Origin of the sequence: Vibrio sp. ED002 (assembly GCF_023277445.1) — a bacterium.
Classification (GTDB): domain Bacteria; phylum Pseudomonadota; class Gammaproteobacteria; order Enterobacterales; family Vibrionaceae; genus Vibrio; species Vibrio jasicida.
Map to the genome: position 1 here is coordinate 914682 of NZ_CP080238.1, position 25751 is coordinate 940432.

General features: G+C 45.1%; 18 protein-coding genes. 6 read left to right on the forward strand and 12 right to left on the reverse strand.

The features are described 5' to 3' along the window. Window positions 1-39: 39 nt before the first annotated feature. Both panP and ITG12_RS04330 read left to right on the forward strand, forming a co-directional pair. Window positions 40-1686, forward strand: a complete 1647-nt coding sequence (gene panP, locus ITG12_RS04325; RefSeq protein ID WP_038874619.1) for a pyridoxal-dependent aspartate 1-decarboxylase PanP — start codon at window positions 40-42, stop codon at window positions 1684-1686. A 310-nt stretch (window positions 1687-1996) separates the two neighbouring features. Continuing rightward, entirely contained in the window at window positions 1997-2851 is an 855-nt protein-coding gene (locus ITG12_RS04330) for a MurR/RpiR family transcriptional regulator (protein ID WP_038868710.1), read from the forward strand. 67 nt (window positions 2852-2918) lie between these two features. Here the strand turns inward: ITG12_RS04330 and ITG12_RS04335 are convergent, their stop codons facing one another. After that, window positions 2919-4157 (reverse strand): iron-containing alcohol dehydrogenase, encoded by a 1239-nt coding sequence (locus tag ITG12_RS04335; protein WP_248873735.1) that lies wholly within the window; start codon window positions 4155-4157, stop codon window positions 2919-2921. A gap of 359 nt (window positions 4158-4516) precedes the next feature. Between ITG12_RS04335 and ITG12_RS04340 the strand changes: the two genes are divergently transcribed. Beyond that, entirely contained in the window at window positions 4517-4783 is a 267-nt protein-coding gene (locus ITG12_RS04340) for a GrxA family glutaredoxin (RefSeq protein WP_005428550.1), read from the forward strand. A gap of 182 nt (window positions 4784-4965) precedes the next feature. Next, on the forward strand, window positions 4966-6648 hold the full coding sequence (locus ITG12_RS04345) for an aspartate:alanine antiporter (protein ID WP_038868712.1): 1683 nt from the start codon (window positions 4966-4968) through the stop codon (window positions 6646-6648). A 104-nt stretch (window positions 6649-6752) separates the two neighbouring features. On the opposite strand, the gene fabV is transcribed toward ITG12_RS04345, so the two are convergent. The 8 genes from fabV to ITG12_RS04385 form a co-directional block, all read right to left on the reverse strand. Continuing rightward, window positions 6753-7955 carry an enoyl-ACP reductase FabV gene (gene fabV / locus ITG12_RS04350; protein ID WP_248873737.1) on the reverse strand — a complete coding sequence of 401 codons (1203 nt, stop codon included), beginning with the start codon at window positions 7953-7955 and terminating at the stop codon, window positions 6753-6755. A gap of 180 nt (window positions 7956-8135) precedes the next feature. Further along, complete coding sequence (locus ITG12_RS04355; RefSeq protein WP_248873738.1) at window positions 8136-10421, reverse strand: acyl-CoA dehydrogenase; 2286 nt, start codon at window positions 10419-10421, stop codon at window positions 8136-8138. A 69-nt stretch (window positions 10422-10490) separates the two neighbouring features. After that, a complete protein-coding gene (locus tag ITG12_RS04360) occupies window positions 10491-11117 on the reverse strand; it encodes a TetR/AcrR family transcriptional regulator (protein WP_038868716.1) in 627 nt (208 codons plus the stop codon). A gap of 446 nt (window positions 11118-11563) precedes the next feature. Further along, entirely contained in the window at window positions 11564-12733 is a 1170-nt protein-coding gene (gene nhaA / locus ITG12_RS04365) for a Na+/H+ antiporter NhaA (protein ID WP_038868717.1), read from the reverse strand. Window positions 12734-13063: 330 nt separating this feature from the next. Then, window positions 13064-14179 carry a lipocalin-like domain-containing protein gene (locus tag ITG12_RS04370; RefSeq protein ID WP_104046911.1) on the reverse strand — a complete coding sequence of 372 codons (1116 nt, stop codon included), beginning with the start codon at window positions 14177-14179 and terminating at the stop codon, window positions 13064-13066. A gap of 8 nt (window positions 14180-14187) precedes the next feature. Next, window positions 14188-16641 carry an ABC transporter permease gene (locus ITG12_RS04375; RefSeq protein ID WP_039977378.1) on the reverse strand — a complete coding sequence of 818 codons (2454 nt, stop codon included), beginning with the start codon at window positions 16639-16641 and terminating at the stop codon, window positions 14188-14190. Beyond that, on the reverse strand, window positions 16622-17293 hold the full coding sequence (locus ITG12_RS04380; protein WP_038874609.1) for an ABC transporter ATP-binding protein: 672 nt from the start codon (window positions 17291-17293) through the stop codon (window positions 16622-16624). The genes ITG12_RS04375 and ITG12_RS04380 overlap by 20 nt, the downstream gene beginning before the upstream one ends. 129 nt (window positions 17294-17422) lie before the next feature. Beyond that, window positions 17423-18799, reverse strand: coding sequence for an MATE family efflux transporter (locus ITG12_RS04385; RefSeq protein ID WP_248873740.1), 1377 nt, complete (start codon window positions 18797-18799; stop codon window positions 17423-17425). A gap of 94 nt (window positions 18800-18893) precedes the next feature. On the opposite strand from ITG12_RS04385, the gene ITG12_RS04390 reads away from it, so the two are divergent. Beyond that, window positions 18894-20333 carry a DUF2867 domain-containing protein gene (locus tag ITG12_RS04390; protein ID WP_038874607.1) on the forward strand — a complete coding sequence of 480 codons (1440 nt, stop codon included), beginning with the start codon at window positions 18894-18896 and terminating at the stop codon, window positions 20331-20333. Between the two features lie 216 nt (window positions 20334-20549). Beyond that, window positions 20550-22454, forward strand: coding sequence for an alpha/beta fold hydrolase (locus tag ITG12_RS04395; protein ID WP_248873742.1), 1905 nt, complete (start codon window positions 20550-20552; stop codon window positions 22452-22454). Between the two features lie 153 nt (window positions 22455-22607). Here ITG12_RS04395 and ITG12_RS04400 read toward each other — a convergent pair whose 3' ends face one another. The 3 genes from ITG12_RS04400 to rsuA all read right to left on the reverse strand — a co-directional run bounded on the left by ITG12_RS04400 (window position 22608) and on the right by rsuA (window position 25687). Then, window positions 22608-23270, reverse strand: a complete 663-nt coding sequence (locus tag ITG12_RS04400) for a DUF2913 family protein (RefSeq protein ID WP_198593984.1) — start codon at window positions 23268-23270, stop codon at window positions 22608-22610. Continuing rightward, the gene (locus ITG12_RS04405) at window positions 23270-24472 is read right to left on the reverse strand and encodes a Bcr/CflA family multidrug efflux MFS transporter (protein WP_248873744.1); all 1203 of its coding nucleotides are present in this window, start codon (window positions 24470-24472) and stop codon (window positions 23270-23272) included. The genes ITG12_RS04400 and ITG12_RS04405 overlap by 1 nt, the downstream gene beginning before the upstream one ends. A gap of 513 nt (window positions 24473-24985) precedes the next feature. Then, window positions 24986-25687 carry a 16S rRNA pseudouridine(516) synthase RsuA gene (gene rsuA, locus ITG12_RS04410; RefSeq protein WP_038868727.1) on the reverse strand — a complete coding sequence of 234 codons (702 nt, stop codon included), beginning with the start codon at window positions 25685-25687 and terminating at the stop codon, window positions 24986-24988. Window positions 25688-25751: the final 64 nt, after the last annotated feature.

Sequence of the window (25751 nt, forward strand, 5' to 3'; positions counted from 1 at the left end):
CCGCTCGCATTACCAAAATAACTACAAAGATTCTTTGCTATGGTTAAGGAACAAAAAACCGCTGACGTTAGCTTCGAGAGCTTGTTAAAGATCTTCACGATTCCTGAAGGTCCAGATTCCACGTTGACGAAAATTGATGAAAGTCTTTCCCAAAACTTAAATCAATTCCTTCGTGAACACATCGTGGCAGAAGAAAAGCCTTTACGTGAAATCGAGAAAGACTTTTCTTCTGCTCAGATTCCTGAGCAACCTGAGTTTGTATCAGACCATACCGAGCACCTTTTAGATACCTTAGTATCTCACTCGGTTCACACCTCTGCACCAAGCTTTATTGGTCACATGACTTCTGCCCTGCCGTATTTTTTAATGCCGCTGTCGAAAATCATGATTGCCTTAAACCAAAACTTGGTGAAGATTGAGACCTCAAAAGCTTTCACTCCACTAGAGCGTCAAGTGCTAGGCATGCTACACAGTCTTATCTACGGTCAGGACGAAAAGTTCTACCGTAAGTGGATGCACAGCGCCAAACATTCTCTAGGTGCATTTTGTTCTGGCGGTACCATTGCCAACATTACTGCGCTTTGGGTTGCTCGCAACAAAGCATTGAAAGCAGATGGTGCATTCAAAGGTGTAGAAAAGGAAGGCCTTTTCAAAGCGATGAAGCACTATGGCTACGAAGGTCTTGCGATCTTGGTATCAGAGCGTGGCCACTATTCACTTAAGAAAGCCGCCGATGTCCTTGGTTTAGGCCAAGATGGCTTAGTTGCCGTCAAGACAGATGCAAACAACCGTATTGTTGTCGATGACCTCAAGGCAAAAATCACGGAGCTTGAAGCACAAAACATTAAGCCGATCGCTGTTGTTGGTGTTGCAGGTACGACCGAAACGGGTAGCGTAGACCCCCTAGCCCAAATTGCCGAAGTTTGTGCACAGCATAATTGCCACTTCCACGTGGATGCAGCTTGGGGTGGTGCGACACTAATGTCGAACAATCATCGTCATCTACTCGGTGGCGTTGAGCTTGCTGATTCAGTCACGATTGACGCGCACAAACAACTGTACATTCCTATGGGTGCAGGCATGGTTCTGTTTAAAGATCCTGATGCAATGAAATCCATCGAGCATCACGCACAGTACATACTGCGTAAAGGCTCGAAAGATCTTGGCAGCCATACGCTTGAAGGCTCTCGTTCTGGAATGGCGATGCTAGTTTACGCAGCCATGCACATCATTAGCCGCCCAGGTTACGAACTGCTTATCGATCAGAGTATTGCAAAAGCGCGCTATTTCGCCGATCTCATCAAGCAACAAGAAGATTTTGAACTGGTCTCTGAGCCTGAACTTTGTTTACTGACCTATCGCTATTTACCAACTCACCTACGAGCAGCACTGGAAAAGGCACAGGGCACGCAAAAAGAAAAATTGAACGAACTGATCAACCAGCTCACTCAATTTATTCAGAAGCGCCAACGCGAAACTGGTAAATCCTTTGTCTCTCGTACTAGGCTGAATCCAGACCAATGGCAACGTATGAATACCATCGTATTTCGTGTTGTGCTGGCGAACCCTCTAACTACGAACGACATATTGAATGCTGTTCTTGATGAGCAACGTGAAATTGCTCAACAAGCACCAAGCTTGATGGCTAAGATTGAAGAAACTGTCGAAGACATTCTCAATTCTTAAGCGCCAATGTGAGTTACATCAAATTGAAAATTTCTTTCTTTTTGGTGTAACTCAAACATCATTATTGTGCCACTAGAGCAACATGCCTTCGATCCCACATCCAATTCTGTAGTTTTTACAACATTTTGTTTGAGGCTTGTCAAATTCTCACGAAATAGTAACCGTATTTGTTTTAGCCAGATAAAGGATCGGGTTTATACTGAATTTATGGCGCTGGTCGTTTTCGTTAACGCCCCTCTCGACCGAGAAACTTTGTGTTTCTACCCGTTAACAGAGCCAGCGAGTTGTTCTCTATACCCTCGTGAACACTATGAATACATTAGAAAAAATTCAAAAAAACCTGGAGAATTTCAGTAAGTCAGAGCGCAAAGTTGCGGAAGTAATTATGGCGTCTCCACAAACTGCAATTCATTCAAGCATTGCAACGTTGGCGAAAATGGCTGACGTGAGTGAGCCAACTGTTAACCGTTTCTGTCGACGTCTGGATACCAAAGGTTTCCCAGACTTTAAATTGCACCTTGCGCAAAGCCTTGCCAATGGTACGCCTTATGTAAACCGTAATGTTGAAGAAGACGACGGTCCTGATGCCTACACCCACAAGATTTTTGAATCGACAATGGCGTGTTTGGACGTAGCGAAGAATAGCCTTGACGCGATGCAAGTGAATCGTGCCGTGGATCTTCTTACTCAGGCAAAGCGTATCTCATTCTTTGGTCTTGGCGCTTCTTCTGCGGTTGCGCGGGATGCACAAAACAAATTTATTCGCTTTAACATCCCAATTACTTGCTTCGAAGACATTGTAATGCAACGTATGAGCTGCATTAACTGCAGTGACAACGACGTAATTGTTTTGATTTCTCATACCGGACGAACCAAGAGCCAAGTTGAGATTGCGAATCTAGCTCGTGAGAACGGCGCAACTGTTATTGCAATTACAGCCAAAGATTCGCCACTAGAGAAAGCAAGCTCACTGGCGATTACATTAGATGTACCGGAAGACACAGACGTATACATGCCTATGGCCAGTCGTGTAGTTCAAATGACCGTCATTGATGTACTTGCAACGGGCTTTACGCTTCGTCGTGGTACTGGGTTCCGTGAGAACCTAAAGCGAGTAAAAGACGCGCTAAAAGATAGCCGTTACGACAAGCTAAGTCAGTACTAATAGAGATACGAAGGGGAGCTTAATTGCTCCCCTTTTTTTGTACAGATAACCGCATTCGCTATCTCAGTCAATCGTTGACACTAGAGAGATCTGAGTGTGATTCAAGAATTTCAACTGAACTAGCATGAAGCTTGCTTTCTTCCATGCATTCCCCGCTACAATCGCACACTTGACGTAAGATATAGACTAATCGGTCTTGATTGAGCGGAAGAGGATTTCCTTTAATAGCAACGGACATGAGGGCGTCATCGGCCACTTGTTCAAAAGAGGTTTGGCAAACTCCAAACTTACCAAGATCAGGCAACTCAAGTTTATCGAGCACCATTTTCACCCATAGCACACCGTCATGTTCATTAGCATTCGTTCTATCCGTGACAAGTTGCGCCAACCTCCTATAGCGACTGATCACATCCGCTCTGCCCGCTTGCTTTGCTGCCTTTATGTTCTCTTGCATTACGTGCGGCGCCAACCTTGCAGTAATCACACTATGGGGGGCATCTAACTTTCCACCTAATGCCGAAGCTAAACCATGCGCAGCACCTAGTTTAGCATTAGTGATCGCCATACCTCCCAACAAGGCTGCGAAAGACAAATCTGATCTCGCCTTATGATTATCTTGCTTACAACCAGCTATGACAGAGCGGCTTAGCCGTCTGAGCCCCTCTTCGCACACCATATCAGTTAAAGGGTTAGGGTCACCGCAGACATACGCTTCCATCAAATGAGTGAAAGCATCCATCGCCCCCCTTCCAGATGTGTATTGATCCGTACCATAAGTTAAGGTGGGATCCACAATAGCGACATCCGCTAACATCTCCGGACTGCGTAAACTAACCTTGACTTGGTCTTGCCCAGATTTGAGCACTGCGTTACGAGTCACTTCGGAACCTGTGCTTGCCGTGGTAGGGATAGCAATAAAATGAATCGGTTTGGTTTTTAATGGGACGTTTCGACCAACAACTTCAACGTAGTCATACACATCCCCTTGATTTGGGATAATAGCAGCCAGCGCTTTCCCCATATCAATCACGCTGCCTCCCCCAATGGCAACGACTATATCCGGCTGAAACTTTCGTCCTAGAATGGCAGTTTCTTCCACCATGGTGATATTAGGCTCACCATTTATAGCGACATGCTGATAACGCATATTCTGCGCTTTAAGATAATTAATGATCGGTGTGGCACGTTGCGTGTCTTTACCTGTCACCAGTAATACGCTGTAGCCAAATTGATTGATTACAGACAACGAAGATTGAAGCGCCCCTTCGCCGAAGATAATCCTTGTTGCAGTCATAAACTGAAACATACACTTCCTCCCCAAAACAACAACTCAGACTAGATTGCTATGCTTTGCGCAAAAAAAAGTTGACCGAGTGCACCTTGCCGCCATTAACCCTTCAAAATGTGTGTTTTTATGCGTCACTTCACAGAGTTAGCTAAGCCCAAAGATCGATTAACTTTTGTTCTAAAAGTGACTTTTCTTGGCTTTAAGCTTAGTGCGTGTTTAGTTTTTATACGATAGATTTCGCCTATCGAAACAAGAGGCATTTGCTGCTTTATTTCCGGTTCTGGATCGGGCATAGTTGTCCCAACATACGAGAGCGAATCGCAGCATTGACGTTTTCGTTCGCTTTCAATAAGAATAGATTTAGGAGAAATAAGATTATGTTCGTAGTTATCTTTGGTCGCCCTGCATGTCCTTTCTGTGTACGTGCTAAAGAGCACGCTGAAACACTTAAGGCAAAACGTGATGATTTCAACTACCGTTACGTAGACATCCACGCTGAAGGGATTTCTAAAGCTGACCTAGAGAAAACAGTTGGTAAGCCAGTAGAAACTGTTCCTCAAATCTTCATCGACCAAACGCACATCGGTGGTTGTGATGACTTTGAAGCTTACGCAAAAGAGCACCTAGGTCTATTCGACGAGTAATTCGAATAACTGAATTTTTAAAAGCCGCTAGTAGCGGCTTTTTTATTATGTATTCAAAATGTTATTCCCTTACGTCAAGTAATAGTAAAACCTAAAAAAATTCACTTATCTTTTTGCTATATTTAGTTACAATTCGCAATTCTTAATCTTTTTCTTTGGCACACACTTTACCGAGCCACACAGTGAACATAGACGTCGTACATCTTCTTGAACAAAACCCCATTCTTCTAATCTTCGTCGTATTAGCAATTGGTCTTGCCATTGGCAAAATTCGCTTTGGAAAGCTGCAGTTAGGCAACTCTATTGGCGTGCTCATTACCTCGCTTATCATGGGACACCTCGGCTTCTCATTTAACGCAGAAGCGCTAACGATTGGCTTTATGCTGTTTATCTACTGTGTAGGTATCGAAGCTGGGCCTAACTTCTTCGGTATCTTCTTCCGAGATGGTAAGCATTACTTCATTTTGAGCATGACCGTGTTGGTCTCGGCTGTCGGCTTAACTTATTTCTGTAGCCATTATATGGGCCTAGATTTTGGCTTATCTGCCGGTATGATGGCGGGTGCCCTTACCGCAACGCCTGTTCTGGTAGGTGCACAAGATGCATTAAACTCTGGTCTTGCTACCATTCCGCGTAACATGGATTTTTCTCTCGTATTAGAAAATCTATCGGTTGGTTATGCCATGGCTTATCTGGTCGGTTTGATCAGCATGATCATGTTTGCCAAACTGCTGCCTAAATTGCAAAAACAAAACCTATCCGACTCAGCTCAACAAATCGCACAAGAACGCGGCTTAGGGAGTTCTAGTCAAAGAAAGGTGTATTTACCCATTATCCGTGCGTACCGTGTTGGCCCTGAGCTGATTGACTGGACAGATGGTAAGAACCTTCGTGAGTTGGGCATTTACCGCCAGACGGGTTGTTACATAGAACGTATTCGTCGTAACGGCATTCTTGCCCACCCAGACGGTGATGCAATCCTGCAAGAAGGTGACGAAATCGCACTAGTAGGCTTCCCAGACAGCCATGCGCGTCTTGACCCTAGCTTCCGCAACGGTAAAGAAGTATTCGACCGAAACCTGCTTGACCTTCGAATAGTCGAAGAAGAGATCGTGGTTAAGAGCGATGCCATTGCAGGCAAACGCTTGTCTGATTTGAACCTATCTGAATTCGGCTGTTTCTTAAACCGCGTAGTGCGTGCTCAAATTGAAATGCCGATGGATTTAGACATTGTTCTCGCTAAAGGTGATGTCCTTCAGGTGAGTGGTGAAAAGAGCCGTGTACATGGTCTCGCTGAGAAAATCGGTTTCATCTCGATCCACAGCCAAATGGCAGATTTACTCGCGTTTTGTAGCTTCTTTATTCTGGGCATTATGTTTGGCTTGGTGACCATGACGTTTGGTCAAGTGTCATTCAGCTTAGGTAACGCAGTCGGCCTATTACTTTCAGGCATCACGCTGGGCTTCCTACGAGCAAACCACCCTACTTTCGGTTATGTTCCGCAAGGGGCGTTAAATATGGTCAAAGATTTAGGTTTGATGTTCTTTATGGTCGGAATAGGCTTAAGTGCTGGTGGCAAGATGTTCGAACACTTAACTCAAGTTGGTCCACAGATCATTGGTTTAGCATTTATTGTAAGCGTAGTGCCGGTTGTTCTTGCATATCTAGTTGGCGCTTACGTGCTTAAGATGAACCGTGCCCTACTCTTTGGTGCTATTATCGGAGCTCGTACGTGTGCTCCAGCAATGGACGTAGTAAACGAATACGCTAAGTCGACAATTCCTGCACTTGGTTACGCAGGTACGTACGCGATAGCCAATATCTTGATGACCCTAGCTGGTACCATTCTGATTATTCTGAGTTAATCACAATGAATGAGCGTTACAGATCAGTTAGCGCTCCTTATTCAAAGATTCTAGACAGAAAAAAGGCGCTCATTGAGCGCCTTTTTCAATTCCGCTAGAAACGATTAGATTTGTGTGAAATCTGTTTCTACTGCTGGGTTCACGTCTGCTTCGTAATCCACACCGTCAACACCAAAGCCGAATAGCTTCAAGAACTCTTCTTTGTACTCAACGTAGTCAGTTAGCTCTTTTAGGTTTTCAGACGTGATCTGTGGCCATAGGTCACGACAGTGTTGTTGGATGTCTTCACGCAGTTCCCAATCATCCAGACGTAGGCGGTTCACTTCATCTACTTCTGCAGCGCTGCCGTCTTCTTTGTAAAGACGTTGACTGAACATGCGGAAGATTTGTTCCATACAACCTTCATGTACGCCTTCTTCGCGCATTTTCTTGAATACCATTGCGATATATAGAGGCATTACAGGAATTGCAGAACTTGCTTGAGTCACAACAGACTTAAGTACCGCTACATTTGCGCTACCGCCAGTTGCAGACAGTTTCTCGTTTAGTGCTGCTGATGCACGATCTAGGTCCATTTTCGCTTTACCTAGAGCGCCATCCCAGTAGATCGGCCAAGTTAGCTCAGTACCGATGTAGCTGTATGCGACTGTTTTACAGCCATCTGCCAGCACGCCAGCGTCTGATAGTGCATTAATCCATAGTTCCCAATCTTCACCGCCCATCACGGTTATTGTATCTTGGATTTCTTGCTCAGTTGCAGGCTCTACGCTTGCTTCGATGATGACGTCTTTGTTGGTATCAACAGCGGTCGACGTGTATGTCTCACCGATAGGCTTAAGTGCTGAACGAATCAGTTCACCCGTTTCTGGCATTTTACGTACTGGAGAAGCCAGTGAGTAAACCACCATATCTACCTGACCAAGGTCTTCTTTGATCAGATCGATTGTTTTCTGTTTTGCTTCATTTGAGAACGCGTCACCGTTTAGGCTTTTCGCGTATAGACCCTCTTCACGAGCTAGCTTTTCAAATGCAACAGAATTGTAAAAACCTGCTGTACCTGGCTTCTTCTCCGTGCCTTCTTTTTCGAAGAAAACACCGATAGTTGAAGCACCGCCACCAAATGCCGCAGCGATACGAGAAGATAGGCCGTAGCCACTTGATGCACCCACAACGAGAACGCGTTTTGGAGCGTTTTTAATTGGGCCTTGTGCTTTAGTGTAAGCAATTTGTTCTTTTACGTTAGCTTCACAACCCACTGGGTGCGTAGTAGTACAGATAAATCCACGAATTCTAGGTTTGATGATCATATTCAACTTCCTTTAAAAAACGTTGCTAGGATAAAAGGTTCAGCCCTACTTCGCACCTAATTTCTGTAAAAATGCTGCGAAAATGCAAGTGGTTGGAGCACTCACAGCATCATTTATGACCGATAGAAACAAATAAGCACCTCGGCTGAGGTGCTTATTTCGAACATTTTAGTGTGGACGTTATGCCGCTGAATTCAAATGCGATTTTTTCGTGGTCACATTAGTACGAACTTCTGAGAAGTCATGGCTAAAGTGGTCAACTTGAATTGCTTTGTAACGCAGCTTATCCGCCGCCATAATCTGATCTATTTCTTGCTCAGTTAACACATCCTCTTCAAACGCTTGTTGTAGGCGGTCATGTAATAGACCTTTGCGTGCAACTTTGCCATCTTTAGCCGCCTTCATCAGTTTGCGCTCTAATGGCTTAACGTCATACATCGCTAAAAATGCATGCTCCATCAAACCCACACTGTCGTCTTCGTCTTTACCGATGTAACAAAGGTGCGTCAGACGGTCACGCTGAGCGCCTGGGGTCATCATAGCCTCTGCCAGACCTACACACAGTTCATCACTCGGTGCTTTGAAGTGATTACCAAGTGGGAATAACAAGCCTTTAAGGACACCACCTACGTATTTCACAGGGAAGTTTGAGTACGCTTCATTCAGTGACTTAGACGCATTGTATAAGCAGTGCTGTACCGCGTAATGGACAAAGTTTAGATCACCCTGTTGTCGACCTTCATCTTCGTACTTCTTCAACGCGGCTGATGCCATATAGAGGTAGCTTAGGCCATCACCCAAACGAGCAGAGATCATCTCTTTACGTTTTAAATCACCGCCAAGCGTCAGCATCGCAAAGTCAGCACTTACGGCTAGCGCACGGCTTAGACGAGTAATGTCCTTGTAATATTGCTGCGTAGGGCCTCTCATGTGCGCCTTAACAAAACGAGAACCAGTTAGCGCTGCGCCAAGTGCGCCAAAGGTGTTACCCGTGGCATGTTTAATGTGCTTAAACAGCAGATCATCAAACTCTTTCGCACCTTCTTTCGAATCTGGGTTGGCCGCTGCTTCCATCTCTTTCAGTACGTATGGATGACAACGTGTCGCACCTTGACCGAAAATCATTAGGTTGCGAGTCAAAATATTTGCACCTTCGACGGTGATAGCAACAGGAATGCCTAGATAATGTTTCGCTAGGTAGTTCATTGGACCATCTTGAATCGCGCGCCCCGCATGGATATCGAAAGAATCGTTCAGGATAGTACGGGCCATTTCCGTCATGTGGTATTTAGCAATAGCTGTCACGATGCCTGGTTTCTCTTTCATATCAAGAGACGTCGTCGTCAAAGTACGTGTTGCTTCAAGTAGATAAGTTAAACCACCAATGCGTCCCATCGCCTCAGCGACACCTTCAAATTTACCGATGGACATACCAAACTGTTTACGGACATATGCGTAAGCGCCTGTGGTTCGTGTGGTAAGGTGACCGATCGCGGTGCCGAGCGCAGGAAGGGAAATACCACGGCCTGCCGACAAACATTCCACCAACATACGCCAACCTTTACCCGCGTACTCTGAGCCACCAATTAGCCAGTCCATAGGAATGAACACATCGTTACCACGTGTTGGACCGTTCATAAACGCAGAACCGAGCGGATCGTGACGCTCACCAATTTCCACACCTTCGTGATCAGCAGGAATCAATGCACAGGTAATACCCACATCTTTCTTGTCGCCAAGCAGGCCATCTGGGTCTTGAAGTTTGAATGCGAGACCAAGAACAGTCGCAACAGGTGCTAGGGTAATATAACGCTTGTTCCAACTAACACGGATACCAAGAACTTCTTCACCCTCGTGCGTGCCGTAACAAACTACGCCTTGGTCTGGAATACCGCCTGCATCTGAGCCAGCTTCAGGGCCGGTTAAAGCAAAACATGGAATATCCGTACCGTCAGCGAGACGTGGTAGCCAGTAGTCTTTTTGCTCTTGAGTACCATAGTGAGAAAGTAGCTCACCTGGGCCAAGAGAGTTTGGCACCATGACTGATACGGCTGCGCTGATGCTTCGTGTGGCAATACGAGATACGATGGTTGAGTTTGCAAGTGCAGAAAACTCTCGGCCGCCGTATTCTTTCGAAATGATCAGGGAGAAGAAACGCTCTTTACGTAAGAACTCCCAGACTTCAGGTGGTAGATCACGGTCATCTTTTACGATCTGCTGATCGTTTAGCATTTCAAGTAAAGTCTCAAGTTCATTATCCATGAAGGCTTGTTCTTCAGACGTCAGTGCTGGTTTTGGGTAGTGATGAAGCGTTGTAAAGTTAGGCTTGCCAGAAAACAACTCGGCATCCCACCATACACTACCGGCTTCCATTGCCTCTTTTTCCGTACTCGACAATGGTGGCAGTACTTTCTTAAACATTTTAAATGCTGGGTCACTAATCCATTTTCTTCGTAGAGAGCTCATAGTTCAGATCCTTTTGTTCACATTACCGCTCGCGGCTTTCACTTTTCTTTTTTATTGATTTAATTAGGTTTACTTGGCGGACATTCCTGCCGACAGGTATGGAATCAGTAGGTCGACGACAGACTTCGCATCGACGTCTTTTTGGAATTTACTTTCCGCAATTTCCGTTAGCGCTTGACTAGATGCCATGGTGAAAACACAAGTTCCAAGGGTAAAGTGTAATCGCCAAAACAGCTGTTCTTCTGTTAGTTCAGGGTTTGCTTTGCCTATGGAGAACATAAACAACTTCAGCACTTCGTCATATCTGGTGCTGATAAACCAGCGCAAGTGCCCCTGTACATCGGTGTAACCTCGCCCTATCAACAACATAAACAAGGCAGTACCGTTTGGTCGCACATCATTTAACGCCCGTAAGGGTAAGCGCAACGATTCGAATACCTCATCCATGTTGTAATCGTCACGGGTGTTTAGCTCTATCAGAGATGTTTTAATGCTCGGCATTAACGCTTCTAAATAGCGGTCTAAAACGGCTCTAACGAGCGTCTTTTTATCGCCAAAATGGTAGTTTACCGAAGCAAGGTTTACGTTCGCCTTACCAGTAATGGTTCTTAGTGATGTGTCATTGAAGCCGTATTCTGCAAATAGTCCTTCTGCTACATCGAGTATTTTTTCTTTTGTTGTACTTCTCGGGGCCATTTCAATCACTCGTATTAAACAACTGTTTGAAAATATACTCCCGAAACGACAGATTAACAAACGATTAACATCACATTTTCAAGCATTGGTCTGACCAGACATAGAAAGTGCAGGCGTAAAGGAATGAATTTAAAGCGAATATTATTTTGTGAAAAAAACTTCTAAAAAAAATGGAACTGAATGGAATTAGCTCGGTCTGAATTACTGTAACAACTAGGGCATTTAAAGTTTTTCAGGCCGTCAAACTTGTTTCTTTCTGGTTGTTACATTGCTGCTTTTTCTTATTAACTCCTATGTTTGTATCCGCCCAGATAAATTTTCTTCTGGGCTTTTTTTCGTCTGTCGTTCCCCGCTATGCACTAGCAAATAGTAAATCCAAGATATAAAAAAACCTCTCAATTGAGAGGTTTTCGTATTTCAAATTGCTGCTCTAAAAGCGGTTCGCTTTAGTATTCCTCAGCAACCTCTTCTGACGCCTGCTTTGGCAACGAGAAGTGCAGTAACGCATAGCCAAGTACAGCGGCAGTGGTAGAGCCCATCAAGATGCCTAGTCGAGCATAAGTGTCAAACTCAGGACTCACGTTTGCAAACGCCAATGATGAGATGAAGATAGACATCGTAAAGCCGATACCACACAACACTGACACCGCAAAGATATGCATAAAGTTCACGCCTTTCGGCAGCTTAGCAATACCTAGTTTCACTGCCGCCCAACTGAATGTGAAGATACCCAGAGGTTTACCAACCAACAGACCCAGTGCAATACCCAATGGCAACATTGAAGTCAGACCTGACATCGATACACCCTCTAATGAGATACCTGCGTTTGCGAACGCGAATAGAGGAAGAATACCGAATGCTACATATGGGTGAAGTGCATGCTCCATGTGTTTTAGTGGAGAGTGTTCACCCTGCTTACCTTTCAGTGGAATAGCAAAACCGATCACCACACCTGCCAATGTTGCATGGACACCAGATTTCAGAACCGCGAACCAGAGAATAGCACCAACGATCATATACGGTGTTAGCTTAGTCACCCCTTTTGCATTCAGCATAAAGAGCAAGCCAGTCATCGCAAAACCAACTAACAAGGCCATTGTTGATAGGTCACCGGTGTAAAACAACGCGATGATCACAACAACACCAAGGTCGTCAATGATTGCAAGTGCAAGCAGGAACACCTTCAAAGCGATTGGCACACGTTTACCTAGTAACGCCATGATACCAAGCGCAAATGCGATATCTGTCGCCGCTGGAATTGCCCAACCAGAAATCGCTTCAGGGTCGCCAGCATTGAAAGCAACGTAAACAAGTGCAGGAGCCAACATGCCGCCAACCGCAGCAATTGCCGGGAAGATTGCGGTTTCTTTCGATTTTAGTGCGCCTTCAAGTAGCTCACGCTTTACTTCAAGACCGATTAGTAGGAAGAACACAGCCATAAGGCCATCGTTGATCCAATGGGATACTGACATACCAAATACATAAGTATGCAGCATAGCTTGATAAGTTTCGCCAAGTGGGGTGTTAGCAATGGTCATCGCAATTGCCGCAGCAATTACCAGAAGAATACCACCAGCGGATTCCATTTTGAAAAAGTCACGAATGACATCGTTCATGATTTCGCCCTTATATTTATTATCTTAATAAACGATTAACAAAGAATGATGAGAGTGTATAGCTGCTGAAAATTTTAGAATAATCGCTTGTTCAGAGTATAAACTTCGATTTTTCCGATGTATTCTTTACGACACATCGTATTTTTCAACAAGAACATATAAATTTACAAGACCTGACAATCTCCCTATAAGTCTATGTATTCACATAGATTACTATTAACTTAGTATAATATGTGACTGATTTTCGTGATTAACATGCAGTTTTACGACGAAAACTGCGTGTTTCAACGACAAAAAAGCCACCTTTGATGAGGTGGCTTTCTGTTCTTTTTAGTAACCGGTGAGTTGCATAAATCCCCACGCTTCATTGGAACCCGATGCGAGTATCGGTCCTTCCCAATAAGGGATCACAAACGGAAGCCACATGTCCGATTTTATGATTCTCGTCGTCAAATTGATGTTGTGCTCGGGGACATTAATGATCCATTGCAGCGGTAGCCTTCTTCCGTTTGATAAGCCAGTGACCTGCAAAGGTGTCATGGTTAATTCTTTCTCAGTTAAGTTGATCACCTTACCGGAACGTGTCGCTAAAGTGCCAAACAGATGGGGAACCTGTCCATGATGACGATAGCGACTCACCGTAAGTGCTCGTCCATCATCAAGATTGAAAACAAACCAGTCCCAGCCTTGTTGTCCTTCACCGATTAGGCCACTACCCCACTCTTTTTGCGTCCACGCAGCCCCTGTCACTTCAATATCCCGACCATTTAAGGTTAGGTTGCCTTTTACATTTAAGAAAGGCGCACTGAAGCTAAAGGATGCGACAGATTGGAGAGCGTGCTTAACTTGAAAGCCTTTATCGCCATTCACGACGAACGGGCCGCTAGTAGTGGTATTTAAATCCATACCAAAGGTATCCGTTGTCACCTCTAAGTTACCCGGAAAGGGCGTAGAACCTAACGCTCGCCACGTCCAATTATCTATCCACAGACGGAACGGGCGATTTGTCATTCCTGCTTGTCCAATGCCACCACGCGCCACTCTTTGTTCTTTCCATACTTTAGAGCCATTGCTAATCACAATATGGGAGATAAAAAGCTGTGGATTTTGCCAACCTCTCGTATCACGCTCATCTGTTGCAACTCTAAAGTAGCTCCATTGAACGTTGTAAACCTTGCCATGCTTATCTTGTAATTTGGCAAAGTAATTCCACCATTCATGTTGATAATCTGGATGGAAGCGAAAATCCTGAGGAAGCGAGACATGTTCATCTGGCAACACTGGTTCAAAGATCGTTTTGCTTTCTCTTTGTAGTACTGCGCTAATGTCACTCTCTTTCGTTGCCGTCGCTTCGGCCCAATGCGTGAAATACAGTGTCGCACCCGTTAATGCAATGAAAGCAACAAACACCAACACTGATATCGAGAAGATCTTTTTCGGCTTCATATTCTTCGTCACAGAGCATCCCTCAACGACTTCATCGGAGTACTCTTAATCATTCTGATCACTGGCAATGCCCCCGCGATCATGATGGCAAACATCGCCCAAGCAATCGTCTGAACATACTCCCAAGGGATCGTTTGCAACTCTAAAGACCAGCCAAAAGATTGCTTAATAATGATATCAACAATCAAATGTGCCAACGCTAATCCGAGCGGGACGGCAATAATGGCGGAGATCATACCAAAAGCAAACAACTGTAACCCCCCAAGGAGGACAAGCTCTTTACCCGACACGCCCATACAACGAAGTAAAGAAAAGTGCCTTTGCCGTGAAAACTCGCCAGCAAGGGTGGCAAAGAACAAGCCAAACACAGCAATAATCAATGTAATGTTGCCTAGTGTGCCTGCAATCGCAAAGGTGTGGTCAAACACTCGCATGGCTTGGTTATAGATATTGTTGTTGTCGAAGACTCGGTCTTGTGACAAGCGGAACACGTTTTCTAAGCGACGTTTCAAACCTTCGCCATTAACATTGTCTTCAAGTAAAACGCCAAGCCCAACGTTACCTGAGCCCGCAAAAGCATACAGCCAATTTCGGTGCGACATCATCACTTGGTTGTAGGGGTTGCCATAGTCGTAGTACACCCCAACAACTTGCCACCCTCCGCCTAACGGTGGCTGAAGATCAATATAGTCACCAGGGCGAATGTCGAGCTTCAATGCCATAGACTCACTGACCATCAGACTTTTTGAATGATGTAAGTGATACCAATAATTAGGCACGCCAAGTTTTACTGTGAGTGAATCAAGTTCCCCTTCCGAAGCCCCTGTACTCACTACTTGAAGCGCTCCACGTTCCGTAGGCACATCTTTTTCCCAACGCCACCAAACGGTATCGACCTCTGGTTGTTCTTTTAACCAAGCACTCATGCGAGCGGCTGAGTTGTTCGTAGGGTAGATGTAGATATCTGCAGCAAGACGTTGGCTCAACCATTTGTCGGTCGTATCACGAAAACTGCCTACCATGGTCTCAACACCAATGTTCGCCGCAAGTGCCAGCATAAAGGCCATCGTAGCAACACCTCGGTAACTCATGCTTGCCGCCGCATCAGCGAAGAACCAACGGACACGAACCCAACGTAATGAATAAGAGAAACTTTGGAACATATGCCACATCAAAAATGGCATAAACAACGCCACGCTGATCAACATTAGCGCTATGATGGCAAAACCTGACTCTTGCGTTCTTGGAGCTTGATAAACCGCAACGGCCGCCACACAAAAAGCACAAGCAGCAAACGCCTGCCAAGAGAACTCACGTCCAGCAAAGCGCATCAAAGATAAACGAGAAGAAAGACGGATGGGTTGTGATTTCAACAAACGAATCAAAGGCCATAAACAAGAAATCAGAGCGCCCAACGCCGACATTGCCAAGCTATATAAACTCGATTCCCATGACCAACCAATGGTGAGACCAACGTTGGCATCGTATAAATCACTTAAGCTGGATGACACTGCAGGAATCAGTTCATTCGCTAAGATCAACCCGAAGAAGTTACCACAAGCCCATGCAACCAAAACTAGAATGGTCAGTTCTAACATCAATGCCTGTGCGAGCTGCATGCCATTCACGCCCGTTTGGCGAAGAATACCAACTAAACGTTGACGTTGGATAAAAGACAGAGACATTGCTTGATAGAAGATAAACAAACCAACAAGGAAGGACAACATTCCCATGGCCGTTAAATTCATGTGGAATGCTTTAGTAAGCGATTCTAACTCTGTACGGCTATTGCGCACCAACGTCATGCCATTAGGTAGCATGTTTTTTAGCGCCAGAACTTTTTCCTCTGGCATTTCACCACAGGCAATCGCAGACAATCCTGAACTGCGTTGCAGCATTCTTAATAGAGAGATGTCCGTGACTAAACGTGTACCAGAAAGCAAGTTGTCACTATCAACCTTCAAAGGCCCGAGCTGACTGCCATCATTCAGCGTAATAAAGTCCCCATTGCTCCATGACATATGTGCAGCTAAATCTTGGCTGACTAAGATTGGATATGGCGGCTTCATTAACGTCAGCATTGGAAGATCTTTAAGCGATTTACCTTGCTGTAGCGGCAGCAATGCAACAGGGTCAACCCCCACCAGCATCAAACTTATATCGGTGTTGGTGTCTAAATGTAGAACATCAAATGGTGCGCATTGATTAAAACCAGCACGACGAAGCTGGATATAAAAGCCTTGAGGAATTTTGTTTGCAGAGTGTTTAGTACGAATACGGTAAGGCAAAGGGTTGGAAAAAAGTTTCTCACCAGTTTCGTAGCTCTGTTTCGCGTGTTGGTTAATTGAAGTCACACCAACAAGGAGTGATACTCCGAGGGTTAAACCAAGCCAAACAAGAATAATTTGAAGTGGGTAACGACGGTAATGACCGAGTAGCGCCTTAACTACGGGCCATAACATGCAATTGCCCTCCTTGAAGACGAATGCGGCCTTCCATGTGCTCAGCGACCTTTTCACTGTGCGTCACCAACAACAGCGTACACTCAAGCTGACGAGCAAGGCTGGTCAACAAGCGCATTACCGCTTCAGCATTTCGTTCATCTAAGCTACCAGTCGGCTCATCGGCAAGTAAGATCTTCGGCTCCATATACAGCGCACGAGCAATCGCAGCGCGCTGCTGCTGTCCACCTGATACCTCTTCTGGATAACGCCCTAAAAGCGGCATAAGATCGAGTGCAGAGAGAATTTGGCGCCATAAACCTTTGTCTTCAGGCAAGCCTTTTAACTGGCGACAGAAACGGATGTTATCTGCAATATTCAAAGTAGGCAGCAGGTTGAATTGCTGAAAGATGTTGCCGATGTTGTTTCGACGATAAAGTGTTCTTAAGCGCTCTGGAGCACTGTGCATCGCGAAACTTGGGTATTGGATTTCACCAGAGTCAGCGGTATCAAGGCCTGCAATTAAATTAAGGAGTGTACTCTTACCTGAACCACTCTCTCCCATTAATGCAACTTGTTCACCCTGTTGTAATGTTAATTCTGCCCCTTGTAGTACAGGATGAAATTCGCCCCCGTCTACATAGCCTTTACATAGGTCTGACAGTTTCAACATTGATTTTGCCGCTCAAATGGTGTTTAAAAATTGGAATCAGAATCTACACTAAAATCCGGTTGGTAGGAAGTAATTTGAATAGTTGATCACACTATCAGACTACAAATGCAACTTGTCTCGCGACCCTTCTTAAGCATCGATCAAATTTTTCATCCATTTCTTACTCGCCATGCGGTGTAAACATGTCCCCCACTTAACCACTTCCTCGGTTAGAAACAATAAGTAAACCCATTGTGGTTCAAAGCCTAGGTAGATAGCACCAAAGGCGGCAAGAGGAATGCTAATCACCCATTGCGCAATCAGATCTTGGTACAAGCAGAACTTCACATCCCCACCCGCACGAAGCACACCGACAATGGCCATCATAGGAACAGAGCGAAGAACCACGCCGACGGCAAGAATCACCATAAACTGTTCAGCTAGGTGGCGCGTTTCTGGTGTCAACGCACTGAAGGCGTCGAGAATAAGTTGGTTAGAAAACAGAAGTAAAATCGCCACCACGATAGCAATCGCCACATTGAGGATCACCGTCGCCCAAGCTTGATAATAAACAGGGCCAAAGTTCTTCGCTCCCAATTGATTTCCAACCAATACTGCCGCGGCGTTAGATGAACCAATCATCATAGCTAGAGCAATCGACTCTACCGGCGTCATTACTGACAATGCCGCTAAACCTTGAACGCCTGCTTGCCCCATAATCGCATGATAAGCAAACAAACCACCCGCCCAAGCAAGGAAGTTAAATGTGGTCGGAAGAGAGAGCTTCAAGAAACGTGTAATTTTATCCAGCACCAAGCTGGCACGAATGTCATCCAAACCAAACGCAATGATGTGTTTTTTAAACCACAGGTAACTGAATAAACAAGTTACTTCAATAGCACCACTGATGACGGTGGCAATGGCAGCCCCTTTAATACCCATCGCAGGAAAGCCAAATTGGCCAAAAATAAGCACCCAGTTAAGGAAGATGTTGGAAAGAATGCCGATGCCGCTAAAAAACGTACTTAGACCCGGTTGATGCATAGCACGCAGACCCACCGCCATACTTGCGACACAGGCTACAGCAAACATACTAACCGATGAAATAACGAGATAATCAGCACCAAGTCGAATCACCTCTTCCGAATCCGTTGTCAGGCGCATGATTGGTTCTGGGAACAGAACGAATAACACCACCGTAAGGGCAGCGAATACCATGGAAATCATCCAAGTCAACGACGTACTTTGCCTTACACCTACTTTGTTTCCCGCTCCCCAGTACTGCGCTGTTAACAACGCCCCGCCGGTTGTGACGCCAAGGAGCATGATGGTCGTAACGAATGTCGCTCTTGCCGCAACGCCGACCGCAGCAATTTCAGCCTCTCCCAATTGACCGAGCATCAGTACGTCCACCAAGCTTCGGCTGGAGAACATCATGCTCTGTAAAGTTATGGGTAATGCGATGGCAAATAGTCGACGTAAAAACGACTTATCAGCATGAATAACCAATTGTGAGAAAAAAGTCATGCTCGCTCCGACGACAACTTATTGATAGAACGGGAAAAGTGTCTCATGATTATACCCAGTGGTGACTAATCCACCAGTAATAAAAGGATTCATAATGAAAAAGGTGTTGGTACTCGGGGCTTCCGGCTACATAGGCTCTCAACTTCTTCCACAACTGATCGATAAAGGTTACATTGTCACTGCAGCAGCTCGTCATATTGACTATTTAGAATCTCGAACTCAGCCACACCCTAATCTCACACTCACTTATTTAGACCTCGCAGACGCAGAAGCGACGCTCGAAGTCGTAAATGATTTTGATTTGGTGTTCTTCCTTGTGCATGGTATGGCACAAGGTCACGACTTTGTTGAGTACGAGTTAAACCTCGCAGAGAACTTCAAAAATGCGCTTGAGAAAAGTCGCGTAGAACACGTGATCTACTTGAGTGCGATTCAGCCTCAAACCGGCAACTCTCAACACTTAGCAGCACGTAAAGCGACGGGGAAGATCATTCGTCAGGCTGGTGTTCCTGTTACCGAGCTTCGCGCAGGCGTGATTATTGGGCCAGGGTCTGCGGCATTCGAGATCATGCGTGACTTCGTCTATAACCTGCCGATTCTGATTGCGCCTAAGTGGGTCGACTCCAAAGCTAACCCAATCGCCCTACCCAACCTCAATCACTATTTGCTGGAACTGGCAGAAACCAAACCAACAGAAAGTGAAATCTATGAAGTTGGTGGGCCGGATACATTAAGTTATCGCGAGCAATTTGAAGTCATTTGTAAAATAACGAAGAAGCCTTACAGACTGTGGTCAACGCCACTGCTAACACCCAAAATGGCATCGTATTGGTTAGCCATTGTGACGTCAGTTCCCACAAGTATTGGTAAAGCGCTGCTTGCTGGTTTAGAGCACGATTACATTGCCAATACCAAAGCCATTCACGAGCGATTTCCACAAGAGTTAATCAGCTATGAACAGTCCGTAGCGGACACCATCGCTACGGAGGGAACTTTTGTGCGTAGTAACGTGTGGGGGTTTGAACCAGCAGCTCTCAAACGTTGGCAGCCGGGCTACGGCTATTATCCAAAACAAGCAGGAGCAAGCATTAAGACAAAAGCTTCTGCAGAATCACTTTGGAAAGTCGCACAAAAGATCGGGAGCCCTGAAAAAGGCTATTACTTTGCCAACATCCTTTGGCGCACCCGAGAGTGGCTTGATATCTTCTTTGGTGGAGGAAAACCCATTCGAGTTTCACCACCGGGGCCAGAGCTCAAAGTAGGTGATTTCATTGATTCATGGAAGGTCATTCGCTGCGAAGAGAACCAGTTTCTCTCACTGTTTTTCGGTATGAAAGGTCCCGGACTTGGTCGTTTAGAAATTACAATCAAAGACGATGGCGAAGAGCGCGAATTCGATATCACCGCATGGTGGCACCCGCAAGGCTTCCCTGGTTTGCTTTACTGGTTTGCGATGATGCCAGCACACCTATTCATCTTCAAAGGTATGGTAAAAGCGATCGCCAAAGAAGCAGAGCATCTAGAGCGGGAGTAACGCCCCATTGCGCTTGGCCTCTCATAGCACTTTCAAACAAAGCAAATAAAGGCTATTTGAGAGTGCTATTGAAAAGGTTCTATATTGATTAACACTCTGTAAATTTAATTGAATTTATTTCAGTACAATCTCCATATTATTCTTAGCTCATACCTTTTTAGACCGGCTTTGTTCTGAACTTAGTGACTATAACGTTAAGCAGATTTTGGAATCACAATGGGCAATCGATACATCATTAGCAGTAAACACCACGATAACTTTATGCTTCGTCAGCAACACGTCGATAAGATCGCGTTGGTGACAGAAGGTGGCGGCCAGCGAGGCATTTTTACTGCAGGCGTGTTAGATGCCTTCCTACATGCTGATTTCAATCCGTTTAATCTGTTGATTGGTACTTCTGCTGGCTCTCTCAACCTCGCCTCTTATATCTGTGGGCATCAAGGGCATGCTTACAAAATCATCACAGAAACAACACGACGCCCTGAGTTCTTTAAACTCACGAAATACTTGCTCAACGGTGAAGGGTTTGACTTAGATTTTTTAGTAGACAATGCCGAGATAAGCATCCCGTTAAACTGGGAAAAAGGTTCTGATTTACTCAAAACAAAGCAAGTCGTCGCTGTCGCGACACACGCACGAAACCTAACGACAGAGTGTTTTGATGTCACCGTTGATAATTGGAAAGATGTACTGAGAGCATCTTGTGCTATTCCCGCTCTGCACAAAAAGCCCGTAGTGTTTAATGGCGCACGTTGGTTAGACGGCGGTGTATCTGCACCAATCCCAGTTGAAGAAGCTTATCGTCGAGGTTACAAACACATCGTCGTGATCCGGACGATGCCCATCGATTTTGACGAACATCATCCTTTAATAGAAGCCGTGCTAAAGCGCGCGCCATCCAAAACAATGAGTGAACTGTCGGCTATTTTGCTCAAACACGAAGAAACTTATCGACAAACTCGACGCTTTCTCGCCTCTCCTCCTGATGATGTAAACATTTACGAGATTTCTCCAGCGCGGAACTTACAATCTTCGGTTGTTGAGAGTACGAAAAAACAACTTGATGCCGACTATTTGCACGGTGCTCAACTGGGCCGCTTGTTTGTGACCAGCATAGGAAGAAAACTCAATATTCCTCACAAGCCCTATAAACGCTATCACCCCATTACCTCGGAATTGAGCCATCATAAGCAGGATTATCACCAACAAATAGATGACGTATGGCAAAACAGAAAGAGCGGTTACTTTAAAGGTGCGATGAATAATGATATCGCTTGGATTAACGTGAACCCTCAAAACCATACAAGAACGTTAGTCATTGTTCAGGGGCGAAATGAATCGTTTTGGAAGTACAAAGAAGTCATTTACGAACTCAGCCAATACTTCAATATCTATTCCTTTGATCATCGAGGTCAGGGAGAGTCGCAACGCTTGGCAGAACACAGCGAACTTGGACACGTGGACCAATTTGAACATTATGTTGAAGACTTAGCTCAGTTTCTTGAAGAGGTTGTAGAGAGCCAACATAAAGACGAAGTTATGATGCTCGCCCACTCGATGGGAGGTGCTGTCGCAACTCAATACCTCGCGAGTTATGATCACAACGTTAAAGCTTGCGCCCTAACAAGCCCAATGTTTGGTATCAAATTACCCAAAGTGGTTGGCGGCATTCAAACGGCCACCATTAAACTCATCAGTCAACTTCAGAAAACACCGAATTTCGCCCCTACCCAAACAGCATTTGTGACTAAAACCTTTGAAGGCAATGACCATACAAGTAGCCCTAATCGCTTTAAAGCCTACAGTGATTTGTTGAGCAACCACCCCAACTTGAGACTCGGTGGTGTTAGCCCTAAGTGGATTAGCGAAGCCGTTGCTGCGGGTAAAAATTGTTTAGCTCAAGCCAAAGACATTAAAACGCCGATTTTAATCGTGCAACCGGAGGGGGATAACGTTGTGTCGTTGCCTGCCCAAGACTTATTCAATGAGCATTGTGCCAGTTCAAGGCTTTTAAGCATTCCTCATGCAAGGCATGACATTTTAATTGAATCCGACCGATATCGAGATTGGGCCCTAAAACGGATAATGAACTTCTACGATCACAGCCATAAGTTTGTTTAATCGCTTGATAGAAGTGAATGTCATGCCCTCAAAAACAAAAAAAGCGTACACACCACAGTATGTACGCTTTAAAGAGCCGTAATCTCCGATAAGTAACGTTCTTATCTCACCCGTAGGTGAAACTGGGTTACTTATTGAGATGCTTGATACGGTCTAGTCTGCTTTAAATGACAACGGGATCTCTGCCAGTTGATTGCCTTCGTTCGCAGGGAAGATCAGGTATTCACCGTGGTATTTCACCATGGATTTGTAGTCCGTCACTTTATGAACCATATAACCCGCTTGTGATGCTTTTTCGACAAACTCAGCGTGGTTACCGCGAACAAACCAACTCATCGGTTTAGCAAGCACTTCACCATCAAAACAGCTTTCACATTGGTCTGCACAAAGCGCCAGAGAGTTTTGACCCTCGGTGAAGATTTGTACTTTACCACAACCAATCAGTTGCTCAGAAGTCGACACTTCCCATTGAGCTTGCTCCATAAGATCCAAAAACGCTTCAATGTCTGAATCTTTGATCACTTTCTGTTCTTCGCCTTCTGGGAAGAATTGTGCGTAATAAGCAGAAATACGTTTGAAGATAAACAGCAAGCCAGCATCGTTCCCTTTTGAACGACCCGCTTTTTGCCAACGCGTTAAATCATCCCCAACAGTGCGACCGAAACGCTGTGATTTTAGCGCTTTGGTCACCCAACGAACCAAGTAATGATTGTTAGCAACTGGCGCATTCGCCAATTTACCTGAACGATGTTCCTGATCCAGTTCTTCCAGAGCAGAATTAACCAAGTGTTGAATTTCTTTGGTGTAATTAGACATTACGCCTTTCTTCCTAAAGCCCAATAAAACAGTGCAGACAGCACTGAACAAGCAAACATAACGATGATCATCGGCCATGCAACACCGCTCGGCATTGCAGCAACCAGCGCACCAATAAGTGAACCAGTACCAAAACGCAAGGTGCCAGCAAGTGAAGATGCTGTACCAGCCATGGTTGGGTAACCACTCAACAACAACGCCATTGAGTTACTACCAATCGTAGACAAGGTACCAATAAACAGCACGACAAATGGCACCATACCCCACAAACCAAGGTTGAACATCCAACCAACAAACAGACCAATACCCGCGGTTAATTGCACAGCTAAACCAAAACGAAGCATGGTATGAGAGCCGACTTTTTTCACCAAACGACCGTTGATGCTGGTCATGATGATCATCGCCACGATGTTCAAACCAAATAGATAACCAAATTGGTCCGGTCGAACACCATACAAATCTATATAGATAAATGAACCCGCCGTAAGGAATGCAAACATACCTGAGAACGAGAACGCCCCAGAAAGCATTAAACCTAATGCTTCAGGATTTGAACACAAGCGTGCATAGTTGCGAATTGTTGTTCGGAATCTTAATGGCTGACGGTTTTCTGGTTTTAGCGTTTCCGGAATCATCCATAACACCAGCAAAATCACTACGACAGCAAAGATAGCCAATACCCAGAAGATAGAGCGCCAACCGAACCAAATCGCTAAGTGACCACCGATCATAGGCGCAACAAGCGGCGCAATAGTGATAACTAGGGTCACAAACGACATTGCACGTGCAAAGTCTTCACGGTCAAACATATCGCGAACGACAGCTTGGATGATCACGGCAGCTGCTGCTCCTGCAAAACCTTGTGCAGTACGTACATACGTCAGAGCATCAATACCATTTGTAGTTGCACTAACTACCGCCGCCAAACCAAAAAAGAACACACCTAAAATGAGTACAGGTCGGCGACCATAGCTATCAGCTAGCGGTCCATGAAGCAACTGGCCTAACGCAAAGCCTGCGGTGTACGCCGTTAACGTAATTTGCACTGCCCCTGCTGTCACGCCTAGATCTTTCGCGATAGTAGGCATAGCTGGCAGATACATATCGATAGCAAGCGGGGTTAATGCACCGATTGCACCGAGAACAAGAAACAATAAAAAACTGATTTGTGACTGGGGAGCACTTTGGGCTTTTTCTGTCATTGATTTACCTCTTGTTGTGGTCCTCCCATCAACATTCCACATTGATTGAGACAGATGAGTGACACTTCTCGAACACTGGCTTCATAACAGAGTTACAAAAAACAGTGCGTAGTATCCATACTATTGAGAAATACAGATGCTCAAGTACTTTTTCACTTTTTTAGTGTCACTTGAGCATTACTGACGAAAGTATACCAAGGCGGTCTTGACTAACTCGACGCTTAAACCTGCATGATGATTATGCGCAGCGACAATATAACCGAGCTAAAACGAAGAGGCGGTGAAGTTAACACCGTCTGTACTTATCGTCAGTAAGGACCAACAAGAGAAAAGGTTTTTCTCAGATTAAATACAGTTCAGCCTGCGTTTACGAGCAGCGAATACATGACTGGTTCAGTCATTAACACAAATTTGGTAGGAAACCCCATTCTGAGTGATTTCCTACCAAAACACTAGTTCCTATCGAGAACTAAACAATTTCCCAGAACAGCGATTATTTCCAATCAGAAAGAATTACTTTAATACCGATTCGACTTCTTCTTCGGTTAACACACGGTAATCACCGGGCTCTAGAGCTTCATCCAATACGATAGAACCGATACGCTCACGGTGAAGGTGTTCAACCTTATTGCCAAGAGCAGCAAACATGCGCTTCACTTGATGGTACTTGCCTTCGACAATCGTCAATAGCACTTCGTTTTCGGCTTCGTTCACGATTTCCAAGTGTGCTGGTAATGTCGGTTCACGTTCATTGCGAAGTTCTATCCCTTGGGCAAACTTCTCCACGTAGTCTGGCTCAATCGCATCCACCAACCAAACACGATAGGTTTTCTCACACTTGTGTTTAGGTGAAGTAATACGATGAGACCATTGGCCATCGTCAGTGATCAAAACTAATCCTGTCGTATCGACATCCAAACGACCAGCAAAGTGCAAGTTCTCTACTTTCGGCTCATCGAGCAGAACGAAAGCGGTCGGGTTATGCCCGTCTTCATGCGAACAAACAAAGTCCGCAGGCTTGTATAGCATGATGTAACGTGGGCCAGGTTTACCAACGTCACGACCATCCCACTGGACGACACCACCTTCTGGTACTTTAAAAGAACCACTTTTTTGTACTTCACCATTGATGGTTACTTCACCACTTTTGATGATCTTTGTTGCCTGCTTGCGAGTCGCACCCAGAGCATCACACAAATATTTATCTAAACGCATGAATACCTCATTGAATTATACCCAAATGACCTCTGCCCAAGCCCATTTAAGCTAACAATCGGTA